Here is an 18640-nt window from a genome sequence, read left to right as displayed (position 1 = left end):
TGACATATTGCGATCCGCGGTCCGAATGATGCACCAGGCCGCGGCGATGCGCAGGTCGCCGCTCATGCAGGGCCTGTTCCAGTGCATCCAGCACGACGCTGGCGTGTGCGGTGCGCGAGACGCGCCAGCCGACAATCCGGCGCGCGTAGGCGTCGATCACGAAGGCGACGTAGACGAAGCCTGACCACGTGCTCACGTAGGTGAAATCCGAGACCCAGAGCCGGTTCGGCGCGGGTGCCTGCCCGATCACGCCACCCGCCTGCTCGCCGACCTCGTCACCCGCCGGCGCCGGATCGTCGCCATGATCACCGCCGAGCGCCAGCGCGCGCAGCGCTCCCCTCAGCCACGGCTGAAGAACAGCATCGCCCGACTGATCGCCGCGCTCGAGCGCGAACTCGCCGAACTCGACACCGGCCTCGACGAGGCCGTGCGTGCCTCCCCCGCCTGGCGCGAGGCCGAGGACCTGCTCGCCTCCGTCCCCGGCATCGGCAAGACCATCGCGCGCACCCTGCGGGGCACCCCACGGCGCCAAGGCGCCGTGGGGATCCCGAGCGCCGAACTCCCCGAACTCGGCTCCCTCGACCGCCGAGAGATCGCAGCCCTCGCCGGCCTCGCACCCTTCACACGCCAGTCCGGCCAGTGGCGCGGCAAGGCTGCGATCGCCGGCGGGCGGGCCTCCGTGCGCGCCGCCCTCTTCCTCGGTGCCATGGTCGCGCGCCGACACAACCCCGCCCTGCGCGCCTTTGCCGACCGCCTCCTCGCCGCCGGAAAGCCAAGGATGGTCGCCCTCATCGCCGTCGCTCGCAAACTCCTCACCACCCTCAACGCCACCCTCAGGGACCGACGTCCGTGGCAAGCCGCTTGATCAACAAGACAGTCGCTTCCCCCCAAAACCCCCATCCCCATCACCTCACGCCTGCGAGACGAACTTGATGTTCAGGTAGGCCTCCAGCCCCTCGATGCCGCCCTCGCTGCCATGGCCCGAGTCCTTGATGCCGCCGAACGGCGTCTCGGGCGTGGACACCGCCAGGCTGTTCACGCCCACCATGCCCCACTGCAAGGCATCGGCGATCGCGGTCGCGCGCTTCTCGTCGTTCGTGAAGGCATAGGCCGCGAGCCCGTAATCCACGCCGTTGGCGCGCTCGACCACCTCGTCGAACGACTTGAAGGGGACGATCGGCGCGAGCGGACCGAACGGCTCCTCGGTCATGATGCGCGCCTCGGCTGGCACATCCGCCAGCACCGTCGGCTTGTAGAAGAAGCCCTGGTTCGCCGGCCGCTCGCCGCCCGTCTTCACCACCGCGCCCTTGGCCTTCGCGTCCGAGACGAACATGTCCATCGCCTCGAGCCGGCGCGCATTCGCCATCGGCCCCATCTGCGTCGTCGGATCGAGCCCGTCGCCGAGCTTCAGCCCGCTCGCGACCTCGGTGAAGGTGTCGACGAACTGCTTGTACTTGCTCTCATGCACGAAGAACCGCGTGGGCGAGATGCAGACCTGGCCGGCATTGCGGTATTTCCCACCGGCCGCGATCTTGGCGACCGACGCCGCGTCAACATCGTCGAACACGATCACCGGCGCATGACCGCCGAGCTCCATCGTCGTGCGCTTCATCCCGTCGGCCGCGAGCTTCATCAGCTGCTTGCCCACCGCGGTCGAGCCGGTGAACGAGATCTTCCGCACCTTCGGATGCGCGATCAGATAGGACGACACCTCCGCCGGCACGCCGAACACGACGTTGAGCGCGCCTTCCGGCAGTCCCGCTTCCTGCAGGCAGCGCGCGACCTCGACGGCGGTGCCGGGGGTCTCCTCGGACGGCTTGAGGATGAGCGAGCAGCCTGCCGCGAGCGCGCCGGCGATCTTGCGCATCGGCGTGAGCGCCGGGAAGTTCCACGGCGTGAAGGCGGCGACGATGCCGACCGGCTCCTTGATCACCATCTGCCGCACGCCGGGCATCCGGCCCGGAATGATCCGGCCATAGGCGCGACGCCCCTCCTCGGCATACCAGTCGAGGATGTCGGCCGAGGTGACGACCTCGATCTTCGCCTCGGCGATGATCTTGCCCTGCTCCATGGTGAGGATCTTCGCGATCGCATCCGCGCGGCCGCGCAGGATCTCCGCGCCCTTGCGCAGGATACGGTAGCGGTCATAGGCGCTCATCGCCTTCCAGGCGTTGAAGCCCTTCTCGGCGGCGGCGACGGCGGCCTCGAGGTCGGACTTCGCGGCGTGCGGCAGCTCGGCGAGCGTCTGCTCGGTCGCCGGGTTGATCACCGGCTCGCTCTTGCCGGAGGAGCCGCGGGTGAACTTGCCGTCGATCAGCATTTCCAGTGTGGCGTACATCAGCATCTCCTCCGGGGATTGGTCGCGTGGCGCGGATCATCGTCCGGCGCCGTGCCGGGTCAAGGGCGGGTCAGTCCAGCCTGAACCCCTTGCCGCGGACGAAGGCGCCGAAATCCGCGCGCTGCGGGGTGGCGTATTGGCGCGCCTTGTCCTCGCTCCAGCCATAGCTCTCGGCGGTGCCGAAGCGCTCGACGTCGCGCTGCCTGTGCGGGCGGATCGCCTCGCGGCGCGCGTCATAGGCGGCGATCGCCTGATCGAGCCCGGTCTCGTCGTAGCGGTCGGTGTGCACGGTGACCGAGAGCGGCAGGCGCGGCGAGACCGGCGCCGCGCCGTCCGGCCATCCCATCCCCAGCCCCGCGACCGGGAAGACGTGGTCGGGGAGCGCGAGCAGGCGCGAGACCTCGGCCGCGTGGTCGCGGATCGCGCTGATCGGGCAGGTCGCGAGCCCGACCGACTCGGCCGCCAGCACGAAGGCCGAGAGCACGATCGCCGCATCCACCGAGGCGTTGAAGAAGGGGTCGAAATGATCGTTGGCGAAGGGATGGCCGCGCAGTTCATGGATGCGCCGCTGGCGGCGGTTGTTGCCGCAGAACACCAGCAGCACCGGCGCCTTCGCCACCCACGGATTGCCCGGCAGCAGTGCCTCGATCGCCTGGCGCAGGGGCCGATCCTGCACGACCACGATGTCGGTCTGCTGGAGGTCGGACTTGGTCGGCGCCGAGAGCGCGCACGCCGCCAGCACGCGCACCAGCCGCGGATCCACCGGATCGGGCCGATAGCGGCGGTTCGAGGCGCGCGTCGCCAGCCGCAGCAGCGCCTCGCAGGAGAGACCGGTCGGGACCTCGACCGGTTCGCCGAACCGGTGTTCCAGCGCCTCGGCCAGCGCGCGCGCCTCGGTGATCTCGGTGCTCATGACGTTCCTCCGCTTGCGGACCCGGATGGTGCCCGCAGGAAGAGCGGAAACAAGCCCTCTCAGTCCTGCTGCATCCGCGAAGTGTCGACGAAAAGACGGCGAGCCGGCCGCGTGGTCGCCGCATTTCCGCCATGGAATGCAACCATGACGAGAAATCTGACGCGTTTGTGAGAAGAAAGACTTTCTTAACCCCATGTCTTGGCCGCATCGGCGCGTTAAGGCCAAGCCATGACTGCGGTACGACGATTGACTGTCCCCGGGTTGCTTCTGTCTTGCCTTATGCTCGCAACGCCATCGCATGTACATGGGCAAGCCAGCGATCGAGGGGACCTCGCGGCGCGCTGCGTCGCCGCCGCCCGCGCGGCCGAGGCGATCGCCGACCTGCCGGACGGGCTGCTGGTGGCGGTCGCGGTGGTCGAGAGCGCGCTCCACCCCTACGCGGTCGGCTCCGAGCGCGACGCCCGCTACGCGCGCTCGCCGGCGCAGGCCAAGGCGGCTGCGCGCGAGATGGCGCCGGGTGCGCGCAGCGTCTCGGGCGGCTGCTTCCAGGTGAACATCGGCGTGCATGCGCGCGACGGCGCGTCCTGGGTGTTCGACCCGGCCGAGAGCGCGACCTTCGCCGCCCAGCTGCTCAACGCCCTGCGTGCCCGGCATGGCGGCTGGGCGGCCGCGCTCGCGGCATATAACGGCGCGAGCCCCGGCAGCGGCGCCGGCCAGGCCTATGCCTGCCGCGTGCGCGCCGCCCTCGCCGAGATCGCGCCCGCCTCGCTCCCGGCGATCCGCCTCAGCTCCTGCCCCGCCGGGCCGACCCGGGCGATGCGGGCCAAGGCGGCGACCCTGCTGGAACTCGCCGGTGTCGGTGACGAGCAGCTCGCCGAGGCCGCCGCGCACTAGCGCGGATCCTGATCAGGCGGAGCGATCCGATCGGGTGAAGAAGCACGGCAGGACACCGTGAGCCGCTTCCGACAGGTCGGATACGGCACGAGCCCGGCCCGAACGGCAGCGCCGAGCCTGCCCGCTACGGGCCGGGGATGGCCTTCAGCACGCTCTGCCGGTTCGCCGCCATCGCGGCCCAGGCGCGCCGGAGATCGCCGTCGAACTCGTGGATGATGGAGCGGTTGGGGCAGAGCAGCCGCACCAGGGCCGAGGCCGCCATCTCGCTGCGCACCAGCGATTGCTGAAGCTTGTCGTGCAGCGCCAGCCGCTCCCGCGGGCGCCCGTTCGTCTCCATCAGCGTCAGTTCGCCGACCACCGCCTTGGCCTCGGTGACGCTGCTCATCAGCACCGAGGCCAGCGCCCGGCATTCCCAGAGCAGCCGCGCCGCCGCCGCCTCGTCGGCCCGGGCCGTGCCGGCGCAGCCGAGCGCGGCGGTCAGTGTCGCCGCCGCGATCCCGGCCCTGGCGCGTCTTCTGCCCACGTCCTCCGCCCGCTACTCCGCCGCCAGCGCCGCGCGCTGCCGCGCCGCCTCCTCCGCCCTGATCGCTTCGGCGCGCCGCTCGACCAGGTCGACGATGTGGTCGATCATCGATCCGCCCTCGATCGTGTGGTCGGTGCGTCCGGCCAGGTAGACCATGTGCCGGCCGGCCCCGCCGCCGGTGAGCCCGATATCGGTCAGCAGCGCCTCGCCCGGCCCGTTCACCACGCAGCCGATGATCGAGAGCGTGATCGGCACCTGGATGTGCTCCAGCCGCCGCTCCAGCGCCTCGACGGTGCGGATCACGTCGAAGCCCTGCCGCGCGCAGGAGGGGCAGGAGATGATCTTCACGCCGCGATGGCGCAGATGCAGCCCCTTCAGGATCTCCCATCCGACCCGCACCTCCTCCTCAGGCTCGTCGGAGAGCGAGACGCGGATCGTGTCGCCGATCCCGGCCCAGAGCAGGCTGCCGATGCCGATGGCCGACTTCACCGTGCCGGTGCGCCGCGAGCCGGCCTCGGTGATGCCGAGATGCAGCGGGTGGTCGCACGCCTCGGCGAGTTGCTGGTAGGCCGCGACCGCGAGGAACACGTCGGACGCCTTCACGCTGATCTTGAACTCGTGGAAGTCGAGCTCCTGCAGGTGGGCCGCGTGCCAGAGCGCGCTCTCGACCATCGCCTCGGGGTTCGGCTCGCCGTACTTCTCCAGCAGGTGCTTCTCCAGCGAGCCCGCGTTCACGCCGATGCGGATCGAGCAGCCATGGTCGCGTGCCGCCTGCACCACCTCGCGCACGCGCTCCTTGGAGCCGATATTGCCGGGATTGATGCGCAGGCACGCGGCCCCCGCCTTGGCCGCCTCGATGGCGCGGCGGTAGTGGAAGTGGATGTCGGCGACGATCGGCACGCCGACCTCGGGAACGATGTGGGCCAGCGCCGCCGTGCTCTCCTCGTCGGGCACCGAGACGCGCACGATGTCCGCGCCGGCGAGCTCGGCGCGGCGGATCTGCGCGATCGTCGCCGCGACATCGGTGGTCGGCGTGTTGGTCATGGTCTGCACGCTGATCGGCGCCTCGCCGCCGACCGGGACCTTGCCGACATGGATCATCCGGCTTCTGCGCCGGGTGATCTGCTGATAGGGCCGGTATGACATCCGGTGCTCTCCCGCGTTGCGGGGACTATGGCGATCCCGGCGGCGATGCGCCAGTCACGGCGTCATCCCCGGTGCACGACGGTGGAACCTCCGTGCGCCGGGGATGAGGTTTCCTTTGGCGCGCAGCCGCCACACCAGCGCGGTATCAGTTGGCGCCGCGCCGCTCGCGCTCGATCGCGCGCCAGCGCGCGACCGCCCGGTTGTGCTCCTCCAGCGTGCGGCTGAACACATGGCCGCCGCGCCCGTCGGCGACGAAGTAGAGCGCATCGGTCGCCTCGGGGCGCACCGCGGCGAGGATCGAGGCGCGCCCCGGCGAGGCGATCGGCGTCGGCGGCAGGCCGCGGTTGCGGTAGGTATTGTGCGGATGGTCGGTGTCCAGATCGGCGCGGCTGATCGGCCGGTCCAGCACGCCGAGCCCGTCGGTCACGGCATAGATCACGGTCGGGTCGGATTGCAGCGGCATTCCGCGCCGCAGCCGATTGACGAACACGCCCGCCACCTTGCCGCGCTCGGCCGCGATGCCGGTCTCGCGCTCGATGATCGAGGCGAGAATCAGCGCCTCGCGCGGGGTGTCGAAGGGCAGGTTGTCGGCGCGCTGTGCCCAGGCCTCGGCGAGCGCGCGGTCCATGCCCTCGCGCATGCGCCGGATCAGCGACTCCCGCGTATCGCCCCAGGAATAGGCCCAGGTCTCGGGCAGCAGCGCGCCCTCGGGCGGCGGGGTCGCGACCGTGCCGGTCAGCCCCTCGGTCTCGTCCAGCAGGGCGAGAATCTGCGCCACCGTCAGCCCCTCGGGCACGGTCAGGCGCCGCTGCACGGTCCGGCCCGACCGCAGCGTGTCGAGCACGGTGCGCAAGGACGCGCGCTCGGGGAAGGCGAACTCGCCGGCGCGCAGCGGCCCCGCCTCCGCGGTCGCCCAGGCGGCGACCAGGAAGGCGCGGCCATTGGCGATCACGCCGGCGGATTCCAGCCGTTCCGCGATCGTGCCGGTGGCCGCACCGCGCGGGATCACCACGGCCCGCTCCTCGGCGAGCGGACCCGGCGCGTCATACTGCGCGACCGCCCAGTGGAACGCGCCGTAGGCGCCGGCGGCGAGCACCGCGAGGGTGAGAGCCAGGCCGGCGAGCAGGCGGCGCACCCGCCCCCGCCGCGGAGGCGGGGCGTCGGTCATGTCAGTGGAGCTTGCGGAACAGGATCGAGGCGTTGGTGCCGCCGAAGCCGAAGCTGTTCGACAGCGCGATCTCGATCGGCCGCTCCTGCGCCGTATGCGCGACGCGGTCGATCACGCTCTCCTGGCTCGGCGCGTCGAGGTTGAGCGTGGGCGGCGCGACATTGTCGCGCACGGCGAGGATCGAGAACACCGCCTCGACCGCGCCTGCAGCCCCCAGCAGATGGCCGATCGCCGACTTGGTGGAGCTCATCGCCACGCCGCGCGCCGCCTCGCCGAACAGCCGCTCGACGGCCTGAAGCTCCAGATCGTCGCCGAGCGGCGTCGAGGTGCCGTGGGCATTGATGTAGCCGATCTGCTCGGGGGTGACGTTGCCGTTCCTCAGCGCCGCCTTCATCGCCCGGAACGCACCCTCGTGGCCCTCGGCCGGAGCGGTGATGTGGTAGGCATCGCCCGACATGCCGTAGCCTGCGAACTCGGCGTAGATCTTCGCCCCGCGCTTCTTCGCGTGCTCGTACTCCTCGAGCACGACCACGCCTGCGCCCTCGCCCATCACGAAGCCGTCGCGATCCTTGTCCCAGGGGCGCGAGGCCTTGGCCGGGGTGTCGTTGAAGCCGGTGGAGAGCGCGCGCGAGGCGCAGAACCCCGCGATGCCGAGCGTGCACACGGCGGCCTCGGAGCCGCCCGCGACCATCACGTCCGCATCGCCGAAGGCGATCAGCCGTGCGGCATCGCCGATCGCGTGCACGCCGGTGGCGCAGGCGGTCACCACCGAGTGGTTCGGTCCCTTGAACCCGTACTTGATGGAGACATGGCCGGAGGCAAGGTTGATCAGCGCCGAGGGAATGAAAAACGGCGAGAGCCGGCGCGCCTTGCCCTCCAGCACCTGCTGCGAGGCATCGAAGATCGTCTGCAGCCCGCCGATGCCCGAGCCGATCATCACGCCGGTGGCGCAGCGGCCGTCCTCGTCCTCGGGCATCCAGCCGGAATCCTCGACCGCCTCGGCCGCCGCGACCAGCGCGAGCTGGATGAAGCGGTCCATCTTCCGCTGGTCCTTGGGCGGGATCCACTCGTTCAGGTCGAGCTTGCCGTCGGCCTTGCCGCCCTGCGGGATCTGTCCGGCGATCTTGGCCGGCAGGTCGGAGACGTCGAAGGACTGGATCGCGCCGATGCCGGACTCACCCGCGAGCAGCCGCTTCCACACATGCTCGACGCCGATGCCGAGCGGGGTGACGGCTCCCATGCCGGTGACGACGACACGACGCATCCCGGACCTCCTGAACGTGGGCGTGAAACGGCGGGGCGGAGGCGGCCCTCAGGCCGCCTTCTGCTTGACGATGTAGTCGATCGCGTCCTTCACGGTCGTGATCTTCTCGGCGGCGTCGTCCGGGATCTCGATGCCGAACTTCTCCTCGAACGCCATCACGAGCTCGACGGTGTCGAGGCTGTCCGCACCCAAATCGTCGATGAACGAGGCGGTCTCGGTGACCTTGCCCTCCTCGACGCCGAGATGCTCGACGACGATCTCCTTCACCTGCTTCGTGATCTCGGCGGTATCCGTCATTGGGGTGTCTCGCTCCTTGGATCGTCTGGGGGAACCGGCGCACCGGTCCGGACGGGGCGCGGCATCGCCCCAAGGATGACGAGTCCCGCCTCCCGCCCGGAAACCGGCGGCGCATACCATCGTTCCGCGGGCTTGACCAGCGGCGGGCCGCGCGCGCGGCGGGGGTCAGATCATCGCCATGCCGCCGTTCACGTGCAGCACCGCGCCGGTCACCCAGGCGGCCTCGTCGGAGGCGAGATAGACCGCCGCCGCGGCGATGTCCGCCGGCTGCCCGAGCCGGCCGAGCGGGATGCGCCCGGCGAGCGCCGCCTTCTGGTCGTCGGTCAGCGCGTCCGTCATCGGCGTGGCGATGAAGCCCGGCGCGATCACGTTCACCGTGATGCCGCGCGCGGCCACCTCCTGGGCCAGGGCCTTGCTCATGCCGACCAGCCCCGCCTTGGCGGCGGCGTAGTTCGCCTGGCCCGGGTTGCCGGTCGCGCCGACGATCGAGCCGATCGAGAGGATGCGCCCGGCGCGCCTTCGCAGCATGCCCTTGAGCGCGGCGCGGCTCAGCCGGAACGCGGCGGAGAGGTCGACCGCGAGCACCGTGTCCCAGTCCTCGTCCTTCATCCGGAGCGCGAGGCCATCGCGGGTCAGCCCGGCGTTGTTCACCAGGATCGCGAGCCCGCCCATCGCGGCCTCGGCGGCGGCGATCAGCGCATCGGGCGCGGCGGGGTCGGCGAGGTTGGCCGGCAGCACGTGCGCGCGCTCGCCGAGCTCGGCTGCGAGCGCCTCGAGCGCCTCGCGGCGGGTGCCGGAGAGGCCGACGATCGCGCCCTGGGCATGCAGCGCGCGTGCGATCGCGCCGCCGATGCCGCCGGAGGCGCCGGTCACCAGGGCCTGCTTGCCATCAAGTCGGAACACCGGCGCCTCCTCAGGATTGCGTTGCTGCGCTGGCCCAAGGGCCAGCACGGCGGGCGCCGGTCACCAGGGCCTGCTTGCCGTCGGGTCGGACCATCGGCGCCCCTCCTCAGACGGTCTTCAGGAACGCCTCGATCTCGGCCGGGGTGCCGACCGAACTCGCCGCCAGCTCGGGGTCGATCCGCTTCACCAGCCCCGCCAGCACCTTGCCGGCGCCGAGCTCGACCACGGTATCCACGCCCTCGGCCTTCATGGTCGCCACGCTCTCGCGCCAGCGCACGGTGGCCGTCACCTGCTGCACCAGCAGATCGCGGATCTCCACCGGGTCGGACACCGGCTGGGCCGTGACATTCGCCACCAGCGGCACCAGCGGCGCGCGCGGCGGCTCGGCCGCCAGCGCCTTGGCCATCGCATCCGCGGCCGGCGCCATCAGCGCGCAGTGGAAGGGCGCGGAGACCGGCAGCGGCAGGGCCCGCTTCACGCCCTTGGCCTTGGCGAGCGCGATCGCGCGCTCCACCGCGGCGGCCGCGCCGCTGATCACCACCTGGCCGCCCCCATTGTCGTTCGCGACCTCCACCACCTCGCCCTCGCCGGCCTCGGCGCAGATCGCCGCCGCCTGGTCGAGCTCGACTCCGAGCAGGGCTGCCATCGCGCCGACCCCCGGCGCGACCGCCTGCTGCATCGCCTCGCCGCGCAGGCGCAGGAGCCGGGCGGCGTTCGCGACATCGAAGGCGCCCGCGGCGGCCAGCGCCGAGTACTCGCCGAGCGAATGGCCGGCGACCAGCGTGGCCACCTCCGGCAGGCTCACGCCGCCCTCGCGCTCGATCACGCGCACCACCGCGAGGCTCATCGCCATCAGCGCGGGCTGGGCATTGGCGGTGAGTGTCAGCGTCTCGGCCGGGCCCTCGAACATCAGCGTCGAGAGCTTCTGCTTCAGCGCCTCGTCCACCTCCTCGAACACCTCGCGGGCGGGGGCGAAGGCGGCGGCGAGCTCGCGGCCCATGCCGACCGCCTGGCTGCCCTGGCCGGGAAACACGAAGGCACGCACGGGCATGGTGGGGGCTTTCTCTGGCGTTTCCGGGAAGGCCGGCGGTGGTATGCGGGCAGGGCGGGGCTGTCAAGAAATCCGCCCGCGCGCTTGCGCCCGCGCCGGCGATGCGTATAACTCGCCGGTTCCCTGCCGGCCGCGCGGCACGCGGCCGGCTATGTCCGTCTGAGCCTCCGGGATCGTCCCGGATGCCGGGACTGAGAGAAGCCGGAGGGACGCGATGCCACTCTATGAATGCGTGCTGATCGCGCGCAGCGATGTCACGCCCCAGCAGGTCGAGGGGCTGGCCGACCAGATGGCGGCCGTGATCGGCGAGGGCGGCGGCAGCGTGGGCAAGAAGGAATACTGGGGCCTGCGCAACCTCGCCTACCGGATCAAGAAAAACCGCAAGGGGCACTACCTGCTGATGAACATCGACGCGCCGCCGGCGGCGGTGACGGAGATGGAGCGCCAGCTCCGGCTGAACGAGGACATCCTCCGCTTCCTGACCGTGCGTGTCGAGGCGCTGGAGGAGGGGCCGTCGGCGATCGTCGCCCGGGGCGGACGCGACGAGCGGGGCGAGCGTGGCGACCGCGGCGGCCGGTTCGGCGATCGCGGACCGCGGCCCCCGCGTGGCGACCGCCCCGAGCGCGGCGATCGACCGGCGCGCGACACCATCGGAGAGTGAGCCATGAGCGACAGCCCCGAGACCATCATCCCCGCCGCCCGCCGCACCGCCGTCGGTGCGCGCCGGCCGTTCTACCGCCGCCGCAAGTCCTGCCCGTTCAGCGGGCCGAACGCGCCGGCGATCGACTACAAGGACGTGAAGCTGCTCTCCCGCTACATCAGCGAGCGCGGCAAGATCGTGCCGTCCCGCATCACGGCGGTGTCGGCGAAGAAGCAGCGGGCGCTGGCGGTGGCGATCAAGCGCGCGCGCTTCCTCGCGCTGCTGCCTTACGTCATCAACACCTGACGCGTGGCCGCGGCCGGACCTGCCGGCCGCGGGCATGACCATGGCGACGGACGGCGGACACCATGACGCTGCGCACCACGGCGACGCTGGCGGCGGGACTGATCTCCGCGCTGCTCGCGCTGGCCGCGCTGCGCGGCCTGCCGTTCGGCACCGTGCTGTTCTGGTTCGCGCCCTTCCCGCTGTTCGCGGCGGGGCTGGCCTTCGGCTGGCAGGCGGCGGCGCAGGCGGTGCTGGCGGGGGCGCTGGTGACGGTGGTCTCGGGCGGGGTGCCGGGCGCGCTCGCCTGGGTGCTGCTGTTCGCGATGCCGGTGGTGCTGCTGCTGCGGCTCGCCCTGCCGGACACGCGGGGCGGGCCGCTCGCGCTCGCGATGCCCTTCGCGACGCTGGCACTCTGGCCGGCGGCGATGCTGCTGGCGGCGGAGTTCGCCTTCGCCGGCCAGCCGGGTGGACTCTCGGGCGTCCTGCGCGCCGTGATGGAGCACGCGCTCGCGCGGATGGGCGCGACGCCCGAGATGGGCGCCGAGGACTTCGTGGCGATGATGGTGCGCATCAAGCCGCTCGCCTTCGCGCTCTGGTTCGCCGGGGTGATGGCGATGAACGCCGCGATCGCGCAGCGCATGGTCGCGCGGCGAGGCCTGCTGATCGCGGCGCCGGCGCGCTGGTCGATGGCGCTGCTGCCCGGCTGGTACTGGAAGCTCGCGGCCGGCGTGGTGGTGGCGGCGCTGGTGGTGCCCGGCGGGGCGGGCTTCGCGGTGCAGTCGGCGGCGATGATGCTCGCCGTGCCGCTCGCGCTGCAGGGGCTTGCGGTGGTGCATGTGGCGAGCCTCGGCAAGCCCGCCCGGCCGCTGATGCTGGCGCCGCTCTACGTCGCCCTCGTTCTGTTCACGGTACCCGTGGGGGTCGGCCTCGCGGGGCTCGGCGTGGCCGAGCATTTCCTCAACCTGCGCGGCCGGCCGCCGCGCCCTGGCACGGGGCTTACGCCCCCGGAGGACTGAGATGGACGTGATCCTGCTCCAGCGGGTCGAGAAGCTCGGCCAGATGGGCGAGGTGGTGAAGGTGAAGCCGGGCTATGCCCGCAACTTCCTGCTGCCCCAGAAGAAGGCGATCCGCGCGACCAAGGAGAACCTCGCGCGGTTCGAAACCGAGCGCGCGCAGCTCGAGGCGCAGAACCTCAAGCGCCGCGAGGAGGCCGAGCGGGTCGCCGAGCGCGTCGCCGGCCTCGCGGTGGTGATGCTGCGCCAGGCGGGCGAGAGCGGCCAGCTCTACGGCTCGGTCTCGGCGCGCGACATCGCCGATGCCGCGACCGAGAGCGGGCTCTCCATCACCCGCCAGCAGGTGCAGCTCGACCATCCGATCAAGACGCTCGGGCTGCATCCGGTGCGCGTGATGCTGCACCCGGAGGTGATCATCACCGTCACCGTCAACGTCGCCCGCACGGCCGAGGAGGCCGAGCGCCAGGCGCGCGGCGAGACCGTGCGCGGCGTCGAGGAGGAGGCGCTGGTCGCCGAGGCGATGTTCGAGCCCGGCGCGGAGCCCGCCGGCACCGGCGAGCAGCCCGAGATCTGAGCGCACGCTGTCGCGACTGCTGCGCGCTTGGCCGAGCCGGGCGCGCGGGCCTATCATATGCCGAGTCGATTCCGGACAGCGGGCCGGCCGCGCCGCGCTGTCGGGCGGTAGGCAGAGGGGCTGATGCGGCTGCTCGACACCCTGCTCAGGCGTGTGATCGTGCTCGGCCGGTTGACCGTGATCTGGCCGGACGGCTCAAGCAGCACCTATGCCGGCGCGACGCCGGGGCCCGAGGCGCGCATCCGCGTGCATGACCGGGCGACGCCCACGCGCATCGCGCTGAACCCGGGGCTCCGCTTCGGCGAGGCCTGGATGGATGGCGCGTTCACGGTCGAGGACGGGACGCTCTACGACCTGCTCGACCTCATGATGCTGAACCTCGAACGCGGCGGCAGCCATCCGGTGATGCGCCTGATCGAGCGCGCCAACACGTGGTTGCGGCGCGTGCAGCAGGCGAACCCGATCGGCCGGGCGAAGCACAACGTCGCGCACCACTACGATCTCTCGGGACGGCTCTACAGCCTGTTCCTCGACCGCGACCGCCAGTACTCCTGCGCCTATTTCCCGCGCGGCGACGAGACGCTGGAGGAGGCGCAGCTCGCCAAGAAGCGCCACATCGCCGCGAAGCTGCTGTTGACCCGCCCCGGCCTGCGCGTGCTCGACATCGGCTCGGGCTGGGGCGGGCTTGCGCTCACGCTCGCGCGCGAGTTCGGTGCCGACGTCACCGGCATCACGCTGTCCGAGGAGCAGCACCGCGAAGCGACCGCGCGCGCCGCGGCCGAAGGGTTGTCCGGGCGCGTGCGATTCCACCTGCAGGACTATCGCGAGGTGACCGGGACCTTCGACCGCATCGTCTCGGTCGGGATGTTCGAGCATGTCGGCATCCCGCACTACGACACGTTCTTCCGCGTGGTCGCGCGCGCGCTCGTGCCCGACGGTGTCGCGCTGATCCACGCGATCGGCCGGCCCGAGGGCCCGGGCACCACCAATGCGTGGCTGCGCAAGTACATCTTCCCCGGCGGCTATTCGCCCGCGCTGTCCGAGGTGCTGCCCGCGATCGAGCGCTCGCGGCTGTTGCTGACCGATCTCGAGACGCTGCGGCTGCACTACGCGGCGACGATCCGGCACTGGCGCGAGCGCTTCGCGCGCAACCGCGACGCGATCGCGGCGATCTACGACGAGCGGTTCTGCCGCATGTGGGAGTTCTATCTCGTCGCCTGCGAGCTCGCCTTCCGCCACCAGGGTCATTTCGTCTGGCAGGCGCAGCTCGCGCACCGCCAGGACGTCGTTCCGCTGACGCGCGACTACATCGCCGAGGCCGAGGCGGCGGCGGCGCGCCGCGCGGCATCCCCGGTATCCACAGGGCTGTGAATCCTTCTGACCTCGCGCACCCGCGCCTGCGCGGTATGCTCCCCGGTGCCGCAAGGGGAGACGTCTGAGCGATGCCAGCCAGCACGATGTCGTCGATGCGCGCGCGCGAGGCGGCACCCGGCGATGCGCTGCTCGGGCTTGCGCTGCGCAGCCCGCCGCAGAACCTGGAGGCCGAGCAGGCGCTGCTCGGCGCGCTGCTCGCCAACAACAAGGCGTACGAGCGTGTGGCGGAGTTCCTCGCGCCCGAGCATTTCGCCGATCCGGTGCACGGGCGCATCTTCGCCACGCTCGCGCGCCGCATCGAGCAGGGCCAGCTCGCCAATGCGGTGACGCTGAAGACCGACCTCGAGAACAGCGGGTTGCTCGACGAGGTCGGCGGCACGGCCTATCTGGCTCAGCTCGTCAGCGCCACGGTCGGCGTGGTGAATGCCGGCGAGTACGGCCGCGTGATCTACCACTGCTACCTGCGCCGCCAGCTCGTCGATATCGGCGAGGAGGTGGTGAACCGCGCCTTCGGCGATGCCGAGGGGCTGGATGCGCCGCAGCAGATCGAGGCCGCCGAGCAGGCGCTGTTCGATCTCGCCGCGAAAGGATCGGCCGATGGCGGCTTCGTCAGCTTCGAGAAGGCGCTGAAGCTCGCCGTCGAGGGGGCGGAGCGCGCGTTCAAGCGCTCGGGCCACGTCTCCGGCCTGGCGACGGGCCTGCGCGATCTCGACGCCAAGCTCGGCGGACTGCACGCCTCCGACCTGATCATCCTCGCCGGCCGCCCCGGCATGGGCAAGACCTCGCTCGCGACCTGCATCGCCTTCGGCGCGGCGCGCGCGCTCGCGGCCGAGGCGCGCGAGGCGGGGCTCGGCAAGACGCCGCCCGCGGTCGCGTTCTTCTCGCTCGAGATGAGCGCGGAGCAGCTCGCCACGCGCCTGCTCGCCGAGGAGGCGCGCGTCTCGTCGGACCGCATCCGCCGCGGCGAGATCGCGGAGCGCGAGTTCGATCGCTTCGTCGCCTGCCAGCGCGAGATCAGCGCCCTGCCGCTGATGATCGACGACACGCCTGCGCTGTCGATCAGCGCGCTGCGCACGCGCTGCCGGCGGCTCAAGCGCACGCAGGGCCTCGGCCTGGTGGTGGTGGACTATCTCCAGCTGCTGCGCCCGGCGCCGGGCACGCGGCCCGAGAACCGCGTGCTCGAGATCAGCCAGATCACCCAGGGACTGAAGGCGATCGCCAAGGAGCTCGCCGTGCCGGTGCTGGCCTTGAGCCAGCTCTCGCGCGCGGTCGAGAGCCGCGAGGACAAGCGCCCGCAGCTCTCGGATCTGCGCGAATCGGGCACGATCGAGCAGGACGCCGACGTGGTGATGTTCCTGTATCGTGACGAGTACTACCTCGCCGCGCGCGAGCCCAAGCTCATGACCTTCGACAACCAGGCGAAGTTCGACGAGGCGCACGCGAAATGGGTCGCCGACATGGAGCGCGTGCACAACGTCGCCGAGGTGAACCTCGCCAAGCAGCGCCATGGCCCGACCGGCAAGGTGGAGCTGTTCTTCGAGGCCGAGTTCACGCGCTTCGCCAATCTCGACCGTCACCACGGCGCGCATGACGCCGACTGAGCCGGCAAGCGGTGCCTGACCCGAGCGCCATCCTCACCATCGATCTGGACGCGATCGCGGCGAACTGGCGCGACCTCGCGGCACGCCATCCCTCCGGCCCGGTCGCGGCGGTGGTGAAGGCGAACGCCTACGGGCTCGGTGCGCAGCCCGTGACGCGCCGCCTGCTTGCCGAGGGCGCACGCCACGTCTTCGTCGCCGAGTTCGACGAGGCGCTCGCGCTGCGCGAGAGCGTGCCGCGCGACGTTCCGCTCGCGGTGCTGCACGGGCTGGTCGCTGGTGCCGAGGCCGAAGCCGCAGCGGCCGGCGTCGTGCCCGTGCTGAACGACCTCGGCGCGCTCCGGCGCTGGAGCACGCACGCCGCCGCGCGCGGGGCGCGCCTGCCGGCGATCCTGCAGATCGATACGGGCATGAACCGGCTCGGCCTCGGGCGGCGCGAGGTCGAACGTCTCGCCCAGGACCCGGCCCCGCTCGCCGCACTCGATCTCCGTTATGTGATGACGCATTTCGTCGCCTCGGAGGAGCCGGCGAACCCGCTGAACCGCGAGCAGGTGGCGCGCTTCGATCGGCTTCGCGCGATGCTCCCGCCAGCGCCGACCTCGGTCGCCAACTCCTCGGGCATCTTCCTGGGCGACGTCGCCGCTTCCGATCTCGCCCGCCCCGGTGCCGCGCTCTACGGCATCAACCCCACGCCCGATGCGCCCAACCCGATGCGCACGGTGGTGACGCTGGAGGCGCGCATCCTCCAGATCCGCGAGATCGAGGCGGGCGAGAGCGTAGGCTACAACTCCACGTGGGTGGCGGCCCGGCCCTCGCGGATCGCAACGGTTGCGGCCGGCTACGCCGATGGCTATCTACGAAGCCTCTCCGGCCGCGGCGCAGGGCTCGTCGGCGGCCGGCAGGTGCCGCTCGCAGGCCGGGTTTCGATGGATCTCCTCACCTTCGACGTGACCGACGCGCCAGAGGCCGCCCCCGGCGGGTTCATCCGCCTGCTCGGCCCCGACCTGCCGCCCGATGCGGTGGCCGAGCGCGCGGGCACGAACGCCTACGAGATCCTGACTTCGCTCGGGGCGCGGTATCGCCGCCAGTATCGCGGCGTCGCGTGAACACTCTCCTCGATCTGCTCGGCGCGATCGGGCGCGGCCTGTTCGCCGTGCTGTCGGCGGCCGGCAGCGTGACGCTGTTTGCGGCACTGGCGCTGAGCCACGTCGTGCGCCCGCCCTTCTATCCGCGGCTGCTCCTGCGGCAGATGACCGACATCGGCTACTTCTCGCTGCCGGTGGTGGCGCTGACCGCGATCTTCTCGGGCATGGTGCTGGCGTTGCAATCCTACACGGGCTTCGCGCGGTTCTCGGCCGAGGGCGCGGTGGCGACGGTGGTCGTGCTGTCGATCACGCGCGAGCTCGGCCCGGTGCTCGCGGGGCTGATGGTGGCGGGCCGCGTGGGTGCCGCGATCGCGGCCGAGCTCGGCACCATGCGCGTGACCGACCAGATCGACGCGCTGACCACGCTGTCGACGAACCCGATGAAATATCTGGTGGTGCCGCGCATCGTCGCCGCCACGCTGGTGCTGCCGCTGCTGGTGCTCGTCGCCGACATCCTCGGCGTGCTGGGCGGCTTCATCGTCGGCGTGTTCAAGCTCGACTTCCATCCCGGCACCTACATGGCGCGCACCTGGGAGTACCTGGAGTTCCAGGACGTCTTCTCGGGCCTGGTGAAGGCCGCGGTGTTCGGCTTCATCATCGCGCTGATGGGCTGCTACCAGGGCTACCACTCGAAGGGCGGCGCGCAGGGCGTGGGCGCGGCCACCACCAACGCGGTGGTGTCCGCCTCGATCCTGATCCTGACCTTCAACTACATCATCACCGAGCTGTTCTTCGCGCGATGAGCGGAGTGCCGAAGATCCGCATCCGCGGGCTCTCCAAGGCGTTCGGGCCGAAGCGCGTACTCGATGCGCTCGATCTCGACGTGCCGGCCGGGCGTGGCCTGGTCGTGATCGGCGGGTCGGGCTCGGGCAAGTCGGTGCTGATCAAGTGCATTCTCGGCCTGATCGAGCCGGATGCCGGCACGATCGAGATCGACGGGCGGAACGTGCTCGCGATGTCGCGCACCGAGCGCGAGGCGGTGAACGTGCATATCGGCATGCTGTTCCAGCAGGGCGCGTTGTTCGATTCGCTGCCGGTCTGGGAGAACGTCGCCTTCGGGCTGCTCGCGCGGCGGATGATGGCGCGGCGCGACGCCAAGCCGCGCGCGATCGAGATCCTCGCCCAGGTGGGGCTCGGCGCGGATGTCGCCGATCTGTCGCCGTCCGAGCTCTCGGGCGGGATGCAGAAGCGCGTGGCACTCGCCCGCGCGATCGCGGCGCGGCCCGACATCATGTTCTTCGACGAGCCGACCACCGGGCTCGATCCGATCATGGGCGCGATCATCGACGCGCTGATCGTCGAGCAGGTGAAGCGGCTCGGCGCGACCGCGTTCTCGATCACGCACGACATGGCCTCGGCGCAGCGCATCGGCGACACGGTGGCGATGATCCATGGCGGCAGGATCATCTGGGTGGGGCCTGCGTCGTCGATCCGCGAGAGCGGCAACCCCTATGTCGATCAGTTCGTGCGCGGATCGAGCGAGGGGCCGATCAAGATGGAGCTGCGCAAGTAGC

General features: G+C 71.3%; 19 protein-coding genes and 2 pseudogenes. 11 read left to right on the top strand and 10 right to left on the bottom strand.

Features of this window, described 5'->3' with window-relative positions:
* A pseudogene (locus F563_RS0113950) lies at positions 1 to 238 on the bottom strand (DDE-type integrase/transposase/recombinase); the annotation flags it as partial.
* A 6-nt stretch (positions 239 to 244) separates the two neighbouring features.
* On the opposite strand from F563_RS0113950, the pseudogene F563_RS22620 reads away from it, so the two are divergent.
* A pseudogene (locus F563_RS22620) lies at positions 245 to 865 on the top strand (transposase); the annotation flags it as partial.
* Between the two features lie 45 nt (positions 866 to 910).
* On the opposite strand, the gene F563_RS0113940 reads toward F563_RS22620, so the two are convergent.
* Both F563_RS0113940 and F563_RS0113935 read right to left on the bottom strand, forming a co-directional pair.
* Positions 911 to 2338: an NAD-dependent succinate-semialdehyde dehydrogenase gene (locus F563_RS0113940; RefSeq protein WP_019015297.1), complete on the bottom strand. Its 1428-nt coding sequence runs from the start codon at positions 2336 to 2338 to the stop codon at positions 911 to 913.
* Between the two features lie 70 nt (positions 2339 to 2408).
* On the bottom strand, positions 2409 to 3251 hold the full coding sequence (locus F563_RS0113935) for a nitroreductase family protein (RefSeq protein WP_019015296.1): 843 nt from the start codon (positions 3249 to 3251) through the stop codon (positions 2409 to 2411).
* A gap of 279 nt (positions 3252 to 3530) precedes the next feature.
* Here F563_RS0113935 and F563_RS24030 point away from each other — a divergent pair, with 279 nt between their 5' ends.
* Positions 3531 to 4145 carry a transglycosylase SLT domain-containing protein gene (locus F563_RS24030; protein WP_019015295.1) on the top strand — a complete coding sequence of 205 codons (615 nt, stop codon included), beginning with the start codon at positions 3531 to 3533 and terminating at the stop codon, positions 4143 to 4145.
* Between the two features lie 124 nt (positions 4146 to 4269).
* On the opposite strand, the gene F563_RS0113925 is transcribed toward F563_RS24030, so the two are convergent.
* The 7 genes from F563_RS0113925 to fabD form a co-directional block, all read right to left on the bottom strand.
* A complete protein-coding gene (locus F563_RS0113925; RefSeq protein WP_019015294.1) occupies positions 4270 to 4668 on the bottom strand; it encodes a hypothetical protein in 399 nt (132 codons plus the stop codon).
* Positions 4669 to 4680: 12 nt separating this feature from the next.
* Positions 4681 to 5814 carry a flavodoxin-dependent (E)-4-hydroxy-3-methylbut-2-enyl-diphosphate synthase gene (gene ispG / locus F563_RS0113920; RefSeq protein WP_019015293.1) on the bottom strand — a complete coding sequence of 378 codons (1134 nt, stop codon included), beginning with the start codon at positions 5812 to 5814 and terminating at the stop codon, positions 4681 to 4683.
* Between the two features lie 145 nt (positions 5815 to 5959).
* On the bottom strand, positions 5960 to 6982 hold the full coding sequence (gene mltG / locus F563_RS0113915; RefSeq protein WP_156825185.1) for an endolytic transglycosylase MltG: 1023 nt from the start codon (positions 6980 to 6982) through the stop codon (positions 5960 to 5962).
* 1 nt (position 6983) lies between these two features.
* On the bottom strand, positions 6984 to 8246 hold the full coding sequence (gene fabF, locus F563_RS0113910) for a beta-ketoacyl-ACP synthase II (protein ID WP_019015291.1): 1263 nt from the start codon (positions 8244 to 8246) through the stop codon (positions 6984 to 6986).
* 48 nt (positions 8247 to 8294) lie between these two features.
* Positions 8295 to 8543 carry an acyl carrier protein gene (locus F563_RS0113905; protein ID WP_019015290.1) on the bottom strand — a complete coding sequence of 83 codons (249 nt, stop codon included), beginning with the start codon at positions 8541 to 8543 and terminating at the stop codon, positions 8295 to 8297.
* Positions 8544 to 8708: 165 nt separating this feature from the next.
* Positions 8709 to 9446: a 3-oxoacyl-[acyl-carrier-protein] reductase gene (fabG, locus tag F563_RS0113900; RefSeq protein WP_019015289.1), complete on the bottom strand. Its 738-nt coding sequence runs from the start codon at positions 9444 to 9446 to the stop codon at positions 8709 to 8711.
* A gap of 106 nt (positions 9447 to 9552) precedes the next feature.
* The gene (fabD, locus tag F563_RS0113895) at positions 9553 to 10497 is read right to left on the bottom strand and encodes an ACP S-malonyltransferase (RefSeq protein WP_019015288.1); all 945 of its coding nucleotides are present in this window, start codon (positions 10495 to 10497) and stop codon (positions 9553 to 9555) included.
* Between the two features lie 214 nt (positions 10498 to 10711).
* Here fabD and rpsF point away from each other — a divergent pair, with 214 nt between their 5' ends.
* The 9 genes from rpsF to F563_RS0113850 all read left to right on the top strand — a co-directional run bounded on the left by rpsF (position 10712) and on the right by F563_RS0113850 (position 18639).
* Positions 10712 to 11158 carry a 30S ribosomal protein S6 gene (rpsF, locus tag F563_RS0113890; protein ID WP_019015287.1) on the top strand — a complete coding sequence of 149 codons (447 nt, stop codon included), beginning with the start codon at positions 10712 to 10714 and terminating at the stop codon, positions 11156 to 11158.
* Positions 11159 to 11161: 3 nt separating this feature from the next.
* Positions 11162 to 11443, top strand: a complete 282-nt coding sequence (rpsR, locus tag F563_RS0113885) for a 30S ribosomal protein S18 (protein ID WP_019015286.1) — start codon at positions 11162 to 11164, stop codon at positions 11441 to 11443.
* 62 nt (positions 11444 to 11505) lie between these two features.
* The gene (locus tag F563_RS24025; protein WP_019015285.1) at positions 11506 to 12438 is read left to right on the top strand and encodes a hypothetical protein; all 933 of its coding nucleotides are present in this window, start codon (positions 11506 to 11508) and stop codon (positions 12436 to 12438) included.
* 1 nt (position 12439) lies between these two features.
* A complete protein-coding gene (rplI, locus tag F563_RS0113875; RefSeq protein WP_019015284.1) occupies positions 12440 to 13009 on the top strand; it encodes a 50S ribosomal protein L9 in 570 nt (189 codons plus the stop codon).
* A gap of 120 nt (positions 13010 to 13129) precedes the next feature.
* Positions 13130 to 14380, top strand: a complete 1251-nt coding sequence (locus tag F563_RS0113870) for an SAM-dependent methyltransferase (protein ID WP_026299589.1) — start codon at positions 13130 to 13132, stop codon at positions 14378 to 14380.
* Positions 14381 to 14451: 71 nt separating this feature from the next.
* Positions 14452 to 15984, top strand: a complete 1533-nt coding sequence (locus F563_RS0113865; protein WP_245557137.1) for a replicative DNA helicase — start codon at positions 14452 to 14454, stop codon at positions 15982 to 15984.
* A gap of 11 nt (positions 15985 to 15995) precedes the next feature.
* Complete coding sequence (gene alr, locus F563_RS0113860; protein ID WP_019015281.1) at positions 15996 to 17087, top strand: alanine racemase; 1092 nt, start codon at positions 15996 to 15998, stop codon at positions 17085 to 17087.
* Positions 17084 to 17869 carry an MlaE family ABC transporter permease gene (locus F563_RS0113855; protein WP_019015280.1) on the top strand — a complete coding sequence of 262 codons (786 nt, stop codon included), beginning with the start codon at positions 17084 to 17086 and terminating at the stop codon, positions 17867 to 17869. Before alr ends, F563_RS0113855 begins: the two co-directional genes overlap by 4 nt.
* Positions 17866 to 18639, top strand: a complete 774-nt coding sequence (locus tag F563_RS0113850; RefSeq protein WP_026299587.1) for an ABC transporter ATP-binding protein — start codon at positions 17866 to 17868, stop codon at positions 18637 to 18639. Before F563_RS0113855 ends, F563_RS0113850 begins: the two co-directional genes overlap by 4 nt.
* Position 18640 lies beyond the last annotated feature (1 nt).

The organism is Elioraea tepidiphila DSM 17972, assembly GCF_000378465.1.
GTDB lineage: Bacteria > Pseudomonadota > Alphaproteobacteria > Acetobacterales > Acetobacteraceae > Elioraea > Elioraea tepidiphila.
Note: the sequence above shows the minus strand (reverse complement) of the source record. Positions and strands in the feature narration are given on the sequence as shown.